Source organism: Streptomyces sp. NPDC111507, from assembly GCF_055638955.1.
In genome coordinates, this window is record NZ_JBVKBU010000003.1 from 328,991 (window position 1) to 342,438 (window position 13,448).

10 protein-coding genes are annotated in these 13,448 nt (G+C 70.7%); all 10 read right to left on the reverse strand.

Going from position 1 to position 13,448, the window contains the following annotated elements; translation table 11 throughout:
• Positions 1 to 32: 32 nt before the first annotated feature.
• A complete protein-coding gene (locus ACZ7M2_RS14170) occupies positions 33 to 1,376 on the reverse strand; it encodes a ThuA domain-containing protein (protein WP_471595462.1) in 1,344 nt (447 codons plus the stop codon).
• A gap of 16 nt (positions 1,377 to 1,392) precedes the next feature.
• Entirely contained in the window at positions 1,393 to 3,897 is a 2,505-nt protein-coding gene (locus tag ACZ7M2_RS14175) for a carbohydrate-binding protein (protein WP_471595463.1), read from the reverse strand.
• A gap of 80 nt (positions 3,898 to 3,977) precedes the next feature.
• Positions 3,978 to 4,982 carry a sugar phosphate isomerase/epimerase family protein gene (locus ACZ7M2_RS14180; protein WP_471595464.1) on the reverse strand — a complete coding sequence of 335 codons (1,005 nt, stop codon included), beginning with the start codon at positions 4,980 to 4,982 and terminating at the stop codon, positions 3,978 to 3,980.
• A 13-nt stretch (positions 4,983 to 4,995) separates the two neighbouring features.
• On the reverse strand, positions 4,996 to 6,300 hold the full coding sequence (locus ACZ7M2_RS14185; RefSeq protein WP_471595465.1) for a Gfo/Idh/MocA family protein: 1,305 nt from the start codon (positions 6,298 to 6,300) through the stop codon (positions 4,996 to 4,998).
• A gap of 52 nt (positions 6,301 to 6,352) precedes the next feature.
• On the reverse strand, positions 6,353 to 7,411 hold the full coding sequence (locus tag ACZ7M2_RS14190; RefSeq protein ID WP_352044747.1) for a substrate-binding domain-containing protein: 1,059 nt from the start codon (positions 7,409 to 7,411) through the stop codon (positions 6,353 to 6,355).
• Between the two features lie 42 nt (positions 7,412 to 7,453).
• Positions 7,454 to 8,476: an ABC transporter permease gene (locus ACZ7M2_RS14195; protein WP_099919739.1), complete on the reverse strand. Its 1,023-nt coding sequence runs from the start codon at positions 8,474 to 8,476 to the stop codon at positions 7,454 to 7,456.
• On the reverse strand, positions 8,473 to 9,990 hold the full coding sequence (locus ACZ7M2_RS14200; RefSeq protein WP_471595466.1) for a sugar ABC transporter ATP-binding protein: 1,518 nt from the start codon (positions 9,988 to 9,990) through the stop codon (positions 8,473 to 8,475). The genes ACZ7M2_RS14195 and ACZ7M2_RS14200 overlap by 4 nt, the downstream gene beginning before the upstream one ends.
• Before the next feature lie 199 nt (positions 9,991 to 10,189).
• On the reverse strand, positions 10,190 to 11,371 hold the full coding sequence (locus ACZ7M2_RS14205; RefSeq protein ID WP_352044875.1) for an ROK family transcriptional regulator: 1,182 nt from the start codon (positions 11,369 to 11,371) through the stop codon (positions 10,190 to 10,192).
• A 214-nt stretch (positions 11,372 to 11,585) separates the two neighbouring features.
• Positions 11,586 to 12,260 carry a GntR family transcriptional regulator gene (locus ACZ7M2_RS14210; RefSeq protein ID WP_095851607.1) on the reverse strand — a complete coding sequence of 225 codons (675 nt, stop codon included), beginning with the start codon at positions 12,258 to 12,260 and terminating at the stop codon, positions 11,586 to 11,588.
• Between the two features lie 161 nt (positions 12,261 to 12,421).
• Complete coding sequence (locus ACZ7M2_RS14215) at positions 12,422 to 13,369, reverse strand: beta-ketoacyl-ACP synthase III (protein ID WP_352044744.1); 948 nt, start codon at positions 13,367 to 13,369, stop codon at positions 12,422 to 12,424.
• Positions 13,370 to 13,448 lie beyond the last annotated feature (79 nt).

The following is a 13,448-nucleotide window of genomic DNA, read 5'->3' on the forward strand; positions in this document are numbered from 1 at the left end:
GCGGGGGTCCGGCGTCCCCCGCCCGCCGCCGGTCAGTCGCCCTTCGTGGGCAGTTCCTTGATCCGGACGTCACGGAACGACACCTGGTCGTCGGCTCCGTGGTTCTGGAGGCCGATGTGTCCGTCGCGCAGGCTTCGTACCGGATCGGTGTTGGTGAAATCGTTGATCTTCACGCCGTTGAGCCAGACGCGGAGGTGCTCGCCCTCCACGCGGATCTCGTACGTGTTCCACTCCCCCGGCGGGTTCAGCGCGCGGTCGCGCTTCTTCACGTCGGCGGACTGGAAGCTGTACACGGCCCCGGTGGTGCGGTCGGGGGCGTCGGTCGCGTCGATCTGGATCTCGTAGCCGTTGTTGACGGCCGACCAGGGGTCGTCGGACTCCGGAAACCCGACGAACACTCCGGAGTTGTCGTCCCCGGCCACCCGCCAGTCCAGCTTCAGCGAGTACGAGCCGAATCCGGAACCGGCGTACCAGAGCATCCCCAGGCCGTCGTGCGACGTCAGCGTGCCGTCGTCGCTCAGCGAGAACGCCCCCGGGCCCGCCTGTCTCCACGCCGCCAGCGACCCGGCCGTGCCGTCGAAGAGCGGCCGGTAGCCGTTCTCCGGGCGGCAGTCGGCCTGGGCGGCGCCGATGGCGTACCGGATGCCGCCCAGCAGGTGCTGCCGGAAGGCGGGTTCGGCGTACGACTCCTTGGTGTGGCCGCCCCCGGTGTAGAAGGCGCGGCCGCCCCGGTACTCCTGGCACCAGGCGATCGGATGGTCGCCGCTCATCGTGCCGCCGCTGTACGAGGACTCGTCGAGCGAGGCGAGGACGTGGGCTCGCTCGCGCGGATTCGAGCGGTAGTTGTACCACTCGTCCGTGCGCTCCCAGGATCTCGGGAGCTGCGAGGTCGCCGGGTGGGAGCGGTCCTCGACGGTGACCGTCGCGGGCTGGATCGCGGGGTGCGACTGGAAGTACGCGCCCGCGAGGCCGCCGTAGAAGGCCCAGTCGTACTCGGTGTCGGCGGCCGCGTGGATGCCCACATAGCCGCCGCCCCGCTTGATGTACCGCTCGAAGGCGGCCTGTTGGGAGGTGTCGAGGACGTCACCGGTCGTCGAGAGGAACACGACGGCGTCGTATCGCGCCAGGTTGCGTGGCGTGAAGGCGCCCGCGTCCTCCGTGGCGTCGACCGCGAAGCCGCCCGTGGCCCCGAGCTCCCGTACGGCCGCGATCCCCTCGGGGATCGAGTCGTGCCGGAAGCCCGCGGTCTTCGAGAAGACCAGCACCCGGCTCCTGTCGGTACCGTCCGTGCCCTTCGACGCCGCCGGTCCCGACACACAGCCGAGGAGCAGGGCGGCAGCGGCGCCCACGGTCAGCAGGCGTGCCGATGTGCGCATGACCGTCACCCCCCCGTCAGCTCGTCGTGAAGGTGAAGTCGTCCACGTCGTAGAGCGCTCCGGTGCCGCTTCCCTTGAAGACGAGGTAGAGCGTGGTGGTGCCGCTCGGGGCGTGCGCGAGATCGGCGCTCACGTCCTGGAAGGTGTCCCAGCCGCCCGTCACCGGTACGGTCGCCCGGCCCAGGACGCGGCCGGTCGGGGAGCCCGCGCGGATCTCGAGGGTGCCGCCCGCGCCGGCGGAGGCGACGCGTGCCGTGATCTTCTGGGCGTCACTCAGGGAGTAGGGCGTGAAAGAGATCCAGTCGCCGTTGTCGATGTCGCCGACGGTCTTTCCGCCGTGCGCGGTGGTCTTCGTCTGGACGGTGATGCCGGAGGCCTTGCTGTAGTGCTCGGCCTGGCGGTGCTTGGGCTGGAGCACGTTCTGGTCGTGGGTGGTCAGCGGGGCCTGGCCGCCGCCTCCGCCGTCGGTGTACTCGGCGTCGAGGACTCCGAAGATGTTGGCGTCCTGGTCGTGGCCGCCGTCGGCGCTGGTCTGGAGGGTGCCGGAGCAGCCGTTCGCCGAGGTGAGCGGGTGGCCGTGGCTGTCGTGACCGAGGATGAAGGTGACCTTCACCTTGGCGCAGTCGATCGCTCGGCCGTCCTCGGGATCGGTGACCTTCACCTTGAACGGTACGGGGTCACCGAAGCTGAACAACTGACCGTCACGCGGTTGCTCGATCACGACCTTGGGTGCGGTGTTGCCGACCACGATCTGCACGCTGGCGCTGCCGGTGCGGCCGGTCGCGTCCTTGGCGGTCACCGTCGCCGTGTAGGTGCCGTTCGTCCTGTACTTGTGGGAGGGGTTCGCGGCCGTCGACGTACCGCCGTCGCCGAAGTCCCAGCTGTAGGTGAGGGCGTCGCCGTCCGCGTCGGACGAACCGGCCGAGGAGAAGCTCACCTTGAGCGCGGCCTGTCCCGAGGTGCGGTCGGCCGCGGCCTGCGCGACGGGCGAGTGGCCGTCGGTGGCGTTCTCGATGCGGTAGAGGCCCGAGTTCTCGTCGCCGCCGAACCAGGCGGTGCCGTAGTCGAGGACGTACAGGGCGCCGTCCGGTCCGAACGCCATGTCCATCACCTGCGTGCCGGTCCACGGGACGGAGTTGATGGACTGCACCGTGCCGGCGGAATCGCTCGCGATCCGCTTGATCCAGCGGCGGCCGAACTCTCCGGCGAAGAAGTTCCCGTCGTACGCCTGCGGGAACTTCACGGGCGAGTCGAGCGAGGCGTCGTAGTGGTAGACCGGGCCGCCCATCGGGGACTCCGAGCCGCTGCCGAACTCCGGGACGGAAGCGCCGTCGTAGGGGATCCAGGCGGGCTGCGCCGGGGGCAGGTCCGTCAGTCCCGTGTTGTGCGGGGAGGTGTTCTTCGGGGCGTTGCAGTCGAAGGCGGCGCCGGAGGTCTTCGTCGCGAAGTCGTAGTCCACGTAGGCGTCGTTCTTGCCCGTGCAGTACGGCCAGCCGAAGTTGCCGGGGCCGGTGACGCGGGCGAACTCGACCTGGCCGCCGGGGCCGCGTGCCGGGTCGGCCGCGCCCGCGTCGGGGCCGTAGTCACCGACGTAGACGATGCCCGTCGCCTTGTCGACGCTGAAGCGGAACGGGTTGCGGAAGCCCATCGCGTAGATCTCGGGGCGCGTCTTGTCCGTGCCGGGCGGGAAGAGGTTGCCGTCGGGGATGGAGTACGAGCCGTCCGCGTCGACCTTGATGCGCAGGATCTTGCCGCGCAGGTCGTTGGTGTTGCCGGCCGAGCGCTGGGCGTCGAAGACCGGGTTGCGGTCGGGGCGCTCGTCGATGGGCGTGAAGCCGTCGGACTGGAAGGGGTTGGAGTCGTCTCCGGTCGACAGGTACAGGTTCCCCGCCGCGTCGAAGTCGATGTCGCCGCCGACGTGGCAGCAGATGCCGCGGGTGGCCTGGACGTCGAGGATCTTCTTCTCGCTGGCGGTGTCGAGGGTGCCGTCCGTCTTGAGGACGAATCGGGAGAGACGGTTGACGCCGTCGAAGGGGGCGAAGTCGGCCGCCGTGCCCGTCTCGGGGGCGTCGCCCGCCGGGGTGTTCAGGGGCGGCGCGTAGTAGAGGTAGATGAAGCGGTTGCCGGCGAAGCCCGGGTCTATGCCTACGCCTTGCAGGCCTTCCTCGTCGTGCGTGTAGACGTCGAGCTTGCCCGCGAGCTTGGTGTTTCCGGCCGCGTCGGTGAGGCGGAGTTCGCCGTCGCGCGAGGTGTGCAGGACCGAGCGGTCGGGGAGCACGGCGAGCGACATGGGCTCGCCGACCTCGGGCTCGCCCTTGGCGAGGGTGACCTGCTGGAAGTCCTCCGCCGCTGCCGTGTTCCCCGGGTCGGCGACGGCTGCGCCGGCCGGGGGTGCGCTGAGGGTGAGCGAGGCCGCCGCGAGCAGCGCGCCGCTCAGCAGGGCGAGCGCTCGGCGCAATGCGGGGCGTCGTCTGCGGGTCTCGGTTCTGTCGGTGCGGGTGGCGCGGTCTTTCCCGTGCACGAATGCCTCCAGAAAGGGGCTGGTTGTACGAGCGGGTGCTTGCGCCGGGGTGCGCCGTCACCCCGGAGACACAGGAGAAGTCAGTCGTTGCTGCCGAACGCCGCGTCGAAGGATGCCGACGGCGGCTCGAAGTCGTACGCCTTGAGTCGGGTCAGGGCCTCGGGTGCGCCCTGGAGCCGGTCCATGCCGGCGTCCTCCCACTCGACCGAGACGGGGCCCGTGTAGTCGATGGAGCGGAGCATGCGGAAGACGTCCTCCCAGGGGACGTCGCCGTGCCCGGCCGACACGAAGTCCCAGCCGCGCCGGGGATCACCCCAGGGCAGGTGCGAGCCGAGCCGGCCGTTGCGGCCGTCGAGCCGCTTGCGGGCTTCTTTGCAGTCGACGTGGTAGATGCGGTCGCGGAAGTCGTAGAGGAAGCCGACCGGGTCCAGGTCCTGCCAGACGAAGTGCGAGGGGTCGAAGTTCAGTCCGAACGCCGGTCGGTGGTCGACTGCCTTGAGCGCGAGCTGTGTTGTCCAGTAGTCGTAGGCGATCTCGCTCGGGTGGACCTCGTGCGCGAACCGCACGCCCTGCGCGTCGAAGACGTCCAGGATGGGGTTCCAGCGCGTCGCGAAGTCCTCGTAGCCGCGCGCGATCATCGACTCGGGGGCGGGCGGGAACATCGCGACCAGGTGCCAGATCGCCGAGCCGGTGAAGCCGACGACGGTGTCGACGCCGAAGGCCGCCGCGGCGCGCGCGGTGTCGGCGATCTCGGCGGCGGCCCGCTGCCGTACGCCCTCGGGTTCACCGTCGCCCCAGATCCGGGCGGGCAGGATCGCCTGGTGCCGCTCGTCGATGATGGCGTCGCAGACGGCCTGGCCGACCAGGTGGTTGGAGATCGCCCAGCACTTGAGGCCGTACTTGTCGAGGAGCGCGTGCCGGGAGTCGATGTACGAGGGGTCCGTGAGCGCCTTGTCGACCTCGAAGTGGTCGCCCCAGCAGGCGAGTTCGAGGCCGTCGTAGCCGAAGTCACGGGCGAGGCGGCAGACCTCTTCGAGGGGCAGGTCGGCCCACTGGCCGGTGAAGAGTGTGAAGGTGCGCGGCATGTCCGGGGCCTCCTCAGACCGCGATGGGTGTGTAGACGGAGTTCTTCTCGGCGCTCTCCTCCACCGCCGCGAGGACGCGCTGCACCCGCAGCCCGTCGGCGAAGGACGGTTCGGGGCGCCGGCCTGCGGCGATGGACCGCACCAGGTCGCGGGCCTGGTGGGTGAAGGTGTGCTCGTAGCCGAGGCCGTGGCCCGGCGGCCACCAGGCTTCCAGGTAGGGGTGGTCGGGCTCGGTGACGAGGATCCGGCGGAAGCCCGCGTGCGTGCCGGGCTCGGTGTGGTCGTGGTACGAGAGCTCGTTGAGCCGTTCCAGGTCGAAGGCGAGCGAGCCGCGCTCGCCGTTGAGTTCGATGCGCAGCGAGTTCTTGCGCCCGGTCGCGAAGCGGGACGCCTCGAAGGAGGCGAGCGCACCGGAGGCGAAGCGGCCGGTGAAGAGGGCGGCGTCGTCGACGGTGACCGTGCCGACACCCCCCGCCCGCGGGCTCGTCCCCGATACGGCGGTCAGGCCGCTCGAGACTCCGCCCGGCAGCGGGCGCTCCCGCACGAACGTCTCGGTGAGCGCGGAGACCCCGACGACCGGCTCGCCCGCCAGGTACTGGGCGAGGTCGACGATGTGGGCCCCCAGGTCGCCGAGCGCGCCCGACCCCGCGAGTTCCTTGCGCAGCCGCCAGGTGAGCGGGAACTCCGGGTCCACCAGCCAGTCCTGAAGGTACGTCACCCGTACGTGCCGCAGGGCTCCGAGCCGCCCCTCCGCGACCATCTTCCGGGCGAGTGAAGTCGCGGGCAGCCGACGGTAGTTGAAGCCGACCATGGACATCTGACCACGGGCGAAGGCTGCCTCGGCGGCCTCCGTCATCGCCTCCGCCTCCTCGACCGTGTTCGCGAGGGGCTTCTCGCACAGTACGTGTTTGCCGGCGGCCAGGGCGGCGAGGGCGATCTCGGCATGGCTGTCGCCGGGGGTGCAGATGTCGACGAGGTCGACGTCGTCCCGGGCGATCAGAGCCCGCCAGTCGGTCTCGGCCGCCGCCCAGCCGTGCCGGTCGGCCATGGCCCGCACCGCGCTCGCGTCCCGGCCGCAGACGGCGGCGAGGACCGGGCTGCGCGGCAGGTCGAAGACGCGGCCCACGGTGCGCCAGCCCTGGGAGTGGGCGGCGCCCATGAAGGCGTAACCGACCATGCCCACCCCGAGCGTCGGCTTGGCCGCCTTCGCCCCGGCCGCCTCGGCTCCGGGCCTGGAAGCGAGCCCCGCCTCCGGCCAGGGCCCGGCAACGAACCCCGCCTCCACCCCGGCTGCCTCGCCCTGGTGCGGCTGTCCCATACGGATGTCCTCCTCGTCGTCGTGACGCTGTGGGGGGTGTGAGCGGGGCGGATCACCTGAAGCCGGTGGCCATGTACTGGCCGACGTTGTCCTTGTCGACGACGGCCGAGTAGAGCGTGAGCGAGACCGGGATCTCGAACTCGGCGAGCCCTCCGATCCCCTTGCCCTGACCGAGCGCGCGGGCGAGGTCGATCGCGGAGGCGGCCATGGTCGGCGGGTAGAGGACGGTGGCCTTCAGGACGCTATTGTCGGCCTGGATGGCCTGGAAGGCGGAGAGCGCGCCCGCGCCGCCGACCATCAGGAAGTCCTCACGCCCGGCCTGCTTGATGGCGCGCAGGGCGCCCACGCCCTGGTCGTCGTCGTGGTTCCACAGAGCGTCGAACTTCGACTGGGCCTGGAGGAGTTGGGCCATCTTGGCCTGTCCCGACTCGACGGTGAAGTCGGCGGCCTGGCGGGCGACCTTCTTGATGTTGGGGTAGTTCTTCAGGGCCGCGTCGAAGCCCTGGGTGCGCTGCTTGGTGAGTTCCAGGTTGTCGAGCCCGGCGAGTTCGATGACCTTGGCGTCCTGCTTGTCCTTCAGCTTCTCGCCGATGTAGTGGCCGGCACTGAGGCCCATGCCGTAGTTGTCGCCACCGATCCAACAGCGGTACGCCTGCGGGGTGTTGAAGATCCTGTCGAGGTTGACGACCGGGATGCCCGCGCGCATCGCCTTCAGGCCGACCTGGGTGAGCGCCTTGCCGTCGGCGGGCAGCACCACCAGGACGTCGACCTTCTTGTTGATCAGTGTCTCGATCTGGCCGATCTGCGCGGCCGTGTCGTTGGAGCCCTCGGTGATCTCCAGCGACACGTCCGAGTACTTCTTGGCCCGGCTCTTGGCGTTGTCATTGATCGCGTTGAGCCAGCCGTGGTCGGCCTGCGGACCCGCGAAACCGATGGTGACGTGCTTGCCGGGCTTGTCGTCGGCGGCCGGCCGGGTGTCCGCGGCCGCCTTCTCGTCCTTGGTGTCGTTGCTGGTGCAGCCGACCAGGAGGGCGCCGGCCGAGGCGGCGGCGGTCCCGAAGAGGAGGCCTCTGCGGCTCGTGAAGCTGGTGGAACTCGTGGATTCTGGCATGGCGGTGGGCCCTTCCCGTGTCAGGCGCTGCTTGCTCCGGTGTCAGGTACTGCTTGCTGCCGTACGCCGCTGGACCAGGACCGCGGCGACGATGATCGCGCCCTTGGCGATCTGCTGGACGTCGCTCTGCAGGTTGTTCAGCGCGAAGATGTTGGTGATCGTGGTGAAGATCAGGACACCGAGCACCGAACCGGTGATGGTGCCGCGGCCCCCGCTGAGCAGGGTCCCGCCGATGATCGCGGCGGCGATGGCGTCGAGTTCGTACAGGTTGCCGTTGGTGTTCTGGCCGGAGCCGGACAGGATGATCAGCAGGAAGGCGGCGATGCCGCAGCACAGTCCGGAGAGCAGGTAGAGGTACAGGCGCTGGCGCCGTACGTCGATGCCGGCCAGCCGGGCTGCCTCCGCGTTGCCGCCGACGGCGACCGTGCGGCGGCCGAAGGTGGTGCGGTTGAGAATCAGCCAGCCGATGATCGTGACGACGGCGAAGACCAGGACCAGCGGCGGGATGCCGAGGATGTACGAGTCGCGTTCGCCGAGTTTCAGGATCCCGTCGATGGTGACGATCTGGGTCTTGCCGTCGGTGATCTGGAGGGCGAGGCCGCGGGCCGAGGCGAGCATGGCGAGCGTCGCGATGAACGGGACCATCCCGCCGTACGCGATGAGCAGGCCGTTGACCAGACCGCAGCCCACACCGACGAGCACCGCGGTGAAGAGGATGCCCGCGAAGCCGTACTCCTGGGTCGCCACCGTCGTGGCCCACACGGAGGACAGGGCGACGATCGCGCCGACGGACAGGTCGATGCCGCCGGAGGTGATGACGAAGGTCATGCCGACGGTGACCACGCCGATCACCGAGGCCTGGGTCAGGACGAGTTGGAGGTTTCGGGTGTCGAGGAACTCGTCGGGCTTGGTGATACCGCCGATGACGATCAGGGCGACGAGCACGCCGAGCAGCGAGAGGGTGCGGACGTCGGCGCGGGCCGCGAGGGTGCGCCACGCGGGGAGTTCGCTCATCGGCGGCACTTTGTCGGTGCTGCCCCGGGGCGGGGACACGGGCTGCGTCATGACGCCGGGCTTCCTTCCATGACAAGGTCGAGTACGCGGTGTTCGTCGAGCTCCTGGGCGGGCGCCGCGTGCACGACGCGGCCCTCCCTGAGCACCAGCACGCGGTCGGCGAGTCCCAGCACCTCGGGCACCTCGCTCGACACGAGCAGGACGGCGAGGCCTTCGTCGGCGAGGCGCCGGATGACCGCGTACAGCTCGGCGCGGGCGCCGACGTCGACACCGCGGGTGGGTTCGTCGAGCAGCAGGACGCGGCAGCCGCGCAGCAGCCAGCGGGCCAGGACGGCCTTTTGCTGGTTGCCGCCGGACAGCGTCCGGATCGGGACGGACGGGTTGTCGGGGCGCAGCGACAGCTCGCGTGTCGCGGCGCGTGCGGCGCCTCGCTCGGCGCTCCGGTCGATCCAGCCCCCGCGTGAGAAGCGGGACATGGAGGACACGGACACATTGCGGGTGACGGACTCCAGCATCAGCAGGGCCTGCGCCTTGCGCTCCTCGGGGGCGAGTCCGAGTCCGGCGCGGACGGCGGCGCGTACGCTGCCGGTGCGCAACGCCCGCCCATCCACCATGACTTGACCGGCTGTCGGCTTGCGGGCCCCGTAGATCGTCTCCAGGATCTCGGAGCGCCCGGAGCCGACGAGACCGGCCAGGCCGACGATCTCGCCGGGGCGCAGTTCGAGGTCGAGGGGCTCGAACTCGCACGCGCGTGCCAGTCCTTGGACCCTGAGCACCGGCTCGGACGAGGGTCCTCGCGTGGGCCGTTCCGGGAAGACGTACTCGACGTTGCGGCCCGTCATCAGCGCCACCACCTCGCGCGTGGGGGTGGATTTCGCGGGCAGTCCGCCCGCCACCGCGCGGCCGTCCTTCAGTACGGTCACCCGGTCGCCGATGCGGCGGATCTCCTCCAGCCGGTGCGAGATGTAGACGACGGCGACGCCGTCCGCGGTGAGGTCGCCGACGGTACGGAAGAGGTTGTCGACCTCGTCGGGGTCGAGGGCGGCGGACGGTTCGTCCATGACGATGAGGCGTACGTCGTGGGAGAGTGCCCGCGCCATGGAGACGATCTGCTGCTGGGCGGCCGACAGCTCACCGACGAGGCGTGCCGGGTCGATCTCCGGATGGCCGAGTCGGCGTAGCAGCTGCGCCGTCGATGCTTTGGCCGCCTTTCCCCGTACGACGAAACCGGCGGCGGTGGGTTCATGGCCGAGGTGGACGTTCTCGGCCACCGACAGGCCCTCCACCAGGTCCAGTTCCTGGTAGATGGTGGCGATGCCGAGGCGCATGGCGGCGATCGGGGAGCGGAGCGTGACGGGTTCGCCGCGCCAGCCGATGGTGCCGCCGTCGGGTTGGTGGGCGCCGGCCAGGACCTTGATGAGGGTGGACTTCCCGGCCCCGTTCTGGCCGAGCAGGCAGTGGACCTCGCCGGCCTGGACGTCGAGGTCGACGCCGTCGAGGGCCCGGACTCCGGGGAACGACTTGGTGATGCCGGACATGGTGAGCAGCGGTGGTTCTGGTGCCATGACGGTTCCCCTTGGCGGGCGTGCGGGCCGGTTTCAGGGCGGTGCGCTCGCGGAGCGGGCGTTTTCGGGCAGGGCAGAGCAGGGTGCTGTACGGGTGGGGTGTTGGGTGGGGTGTTTGAGTGAGATGACCTTTGGTGCGGCTCCGGCAGGAGTGCTGCGTGCGGTTCTGCCAGGAGTGGTTCGTGCGGCTCTGGCGGGGTTACGCGGGCGAGAACAGGTGGTCGCTGATGAGCCGGGCCGCGCCGATGACCCCGGCGGCCGGCCCCAACTCCCCCAGCACGATGGGTAGGTTGCCGGTCGCCAGCGGCAGCGACTGGCGGTACACCTGGGTACGGATCGCGGCGAGCAGCGTGTGGCCGAGGCCGGTGACACCGCCGCCTATCACCACCAGGCCGGGGTTGAAGAACGAGACGAGGCCGGCGATGACCTGCCCGGTGCGGTTGCCGCCCTCGCGGATCAGCCCGAGGGCGGTGGCGTCGCCCGCGGCGGCCGCGGCGGCGACGTCGACGGCGCTCAGCGTGCCCGCCGCCTCCAGCCGCGCGGCGAGCTCCGCCGAAAGCCCCTGCTGGGCGGCCTCCGTGGCGTCCCGGGCGAGCGCGGCCCCGCTGAAGTGGGCCTCCAGGCAGCCCCGGTTGCCGCAGGCGCACGGACGCCCGTCGGGCACGGCCTGGATGTGCCCGATGTCGCCGGCGCTGCCCGTCGTACCGCGGTAGACCTCACCGCCGACGACGATGCCGCAGCCGATGCCGGTGCCGATCTTGACGCAGAGGAAGTCGCCCACGGAGCGTGCGACGCCCGCGTGCTGTTCCCCCATCGCCATCAGGTTCACGTCGTTGTCGACCATGACGGGGCAGCCCAGGTCCTGACTGAGCGCCTCGCGGACCGGGAAGCCGTCCCAGCCGGGCATGATCGGCGGTGCGACCGGAACGCCCTCGGGGAAGCGGACCGGACCCGGGACGCCGATCCCGGCGCCGTCGAATTCCTCCGCGAGCCCCGATGACCTCAACTTGGCTGCCATCGCCAGGACTTGCTCGAAGACGGCGACCGGTCCCTCGCGGACGTCCATGGGCTGGTTGATGTGCCCCAGGACCTCCAGTTCCGCGTTGGTGACGGCCACGTCGATCGAGGTGGCCCCGATGTCGACGCCGAGGAGGCGCAGCGCCGGGGCGAGCCGGATGTTGTGGGAGCGGCGTCCGCCGCGGGATGCGGCGAGGCCGTCGGCGACCACGAGCCCGGTCTCCAGGAGCCGTTCCACCTCGACGGCCAGTTTCGACCGGGAGAGGTCGATCTGGTCGCCGAGCTGGGCCCGGGAGTTGGGGCCACCGTCGCGCAGCAGGCGCAGCAGTCGCGCCTGGTGCGCGTTCGCGGGTCGTGCCGTCATACGTCTCACGAGCCCCTCCCCGCCTCAATCGGCCAGTGTCCAACGGGTTTTGGCCACATCACCGTGGCTTGCTTTCGATGGAAACGTAGCAGCGGCTGCCGGGAGTGGGAAGAAGTTGCGCAGAGATTGCCGTCAACTTTCTCCACTGAGTGGACAAAGAGAGACCCGGACGCGGCCGGTCCGGGTCACAGGGGGAGCGCACGAATGAGGTGGGTTACTTCTCGCGCTCGTGGTACGTCTTGCGCGTGTGCTCCGTGTGGGCGCGCATGACCTGGGTGGCGCGGGGTTCGTCGCGGGCGGCGATGGCCGCGATGAGGTCGCGGTGCTCGATCCAGGACTGGTGGCCGCGCTGCCGGGCGACCGGCGTGTAGTACCAGCGGACCCGGCGGTCGACCTGGGCGGCCAGCTCGGCGAGGACCGTGTTGCCCGCGAGCTCCATGACCTTCGCGTGGAAGCGGGCGTTCATCGCGACCGCGCCGTCCACGTCGTCGGCGGCGACCGCGCGCTCACCCTCGGCGCACAGCTCCTCGAGCGCGGTGATGCCGGCGGTGCCGGCGTTGGCGGCGGCGAGCCGGGCGGCCTCGGCCTCCAGCAGCGTACGGACCGTGAGGAGCTGGTCGGCCTCCTCCTCGGTCGGCTCGTGCACGAAGGCGCCCTGGGCGGGCCGGAGATCGACCCACCCTTCCGTGTTCAGCCGCTGGAGCGCCTCGCGGACCGGCTGCCGGGAGACGCCCAGGTGCCCGGCGAGCTCGCTCTCGACCAGGTGCTGGCCCGGTTGGAGGGCGCGGGTCGTGATGAGTTCGAGCAGCGCCTCGTAGACGCGGTCGCGCAGCGGGCCTGGCCGTTCGAGCTTGGGCACCGCCCCCGGCGGCAGTCCTGTCGACAACATCGGGGTCCCCTCCTGCCGAGCCATCCCGTCACCGTGACCGTCGCGTCACCGGAAAGCACGTGTCAAAAGACAGTATCGATTGTCTTTCGTCTACAGTCTACGGCGCACCATGGCCAGGCCCGGGGAGGGTCGGACGCGTCACACCCGGTTGTCCGCGCACGTCAGGGGCAGCGGACGACCTGTCCCGCGTACGAGAGGTTGCCGCCGAAGCCGAACAGGAGCACCGGGTCACCGGTGCTGATCTCGCCGCGTTCGACGAGCTTGGAGAAGGCGAGCGGGATGCTGGCGGCGGAGGTGTTCCCGGAGTCGACGACATCGCGCGCGACGACGGCGTTCACGGCGCCGATCTTCGCGGCGAGGGGTTCGATGATGCGCAGGTTCGCCTGGTGCAGGACGACCGCGGCGAGGTCCTCGGGCGCGAGCCCGGCCCGCTCGCAGGCCTGCCGGGCGATCGCCGGGAGCCGTGTCGTCGCCCAGCGGTAGACGCTCTGCCCCTCCTGCGCGAACCGCGGGGGCGTGCCCTCGATGCGTACGGCGTGCCCCATCTCGGGCACCGATCCCCACAGCACCGGTCCGATCCCGGGCTCGGTGCCGGGAGCGGCGGCCTCGACCACCGCGGCCCCCGCCCCGTCCCCGACCAGGACACAGGTCGTACGGTCGCTCCAGTCCGTGACCTCGGACATCTTGTCCGCCCCGATGACGAGGGCCCGGGTCGCCGCCCCCGCGCGCACGGCATGGTCGGCGGTGGCGAGCGCGTGCGTGAAGCCCGCGCAGACCACGTTGACGTCCATCGCGGCCGGGGAGGGCACGCCGATGCGGGCGGCGACCCGGGCGGCCATGTTCGGGGAGCGGTCGATCGCCGTGGAGGTGGCGACAAGGACCAGGTCGATGTCGGCCGAGGTGATACCCGCCGCCGCGAGCGCCTTGGCCGCGGCGTGCGCGGCCAGCTCGTCGACGGGCTCGTCGGGACCGGCGATGTGGCGCGTGCGGATGCCCACCCGGCTCGTGATCCACTCGTCACTGGTGTCGACCAGGCCCGCCAGGTCCTCGTTGGTGAGTACCTTGGCGGGCTGGTAGTGGCCGACGGCCGCGATGCGTGAGCCGTTCATTGGGGGGTCTCCCTCGTTGCCTGGGTAGGGGGATCCTCCAGTCTGATCAGTGACTCGCGGGTACGACGGCAGGTGTTGC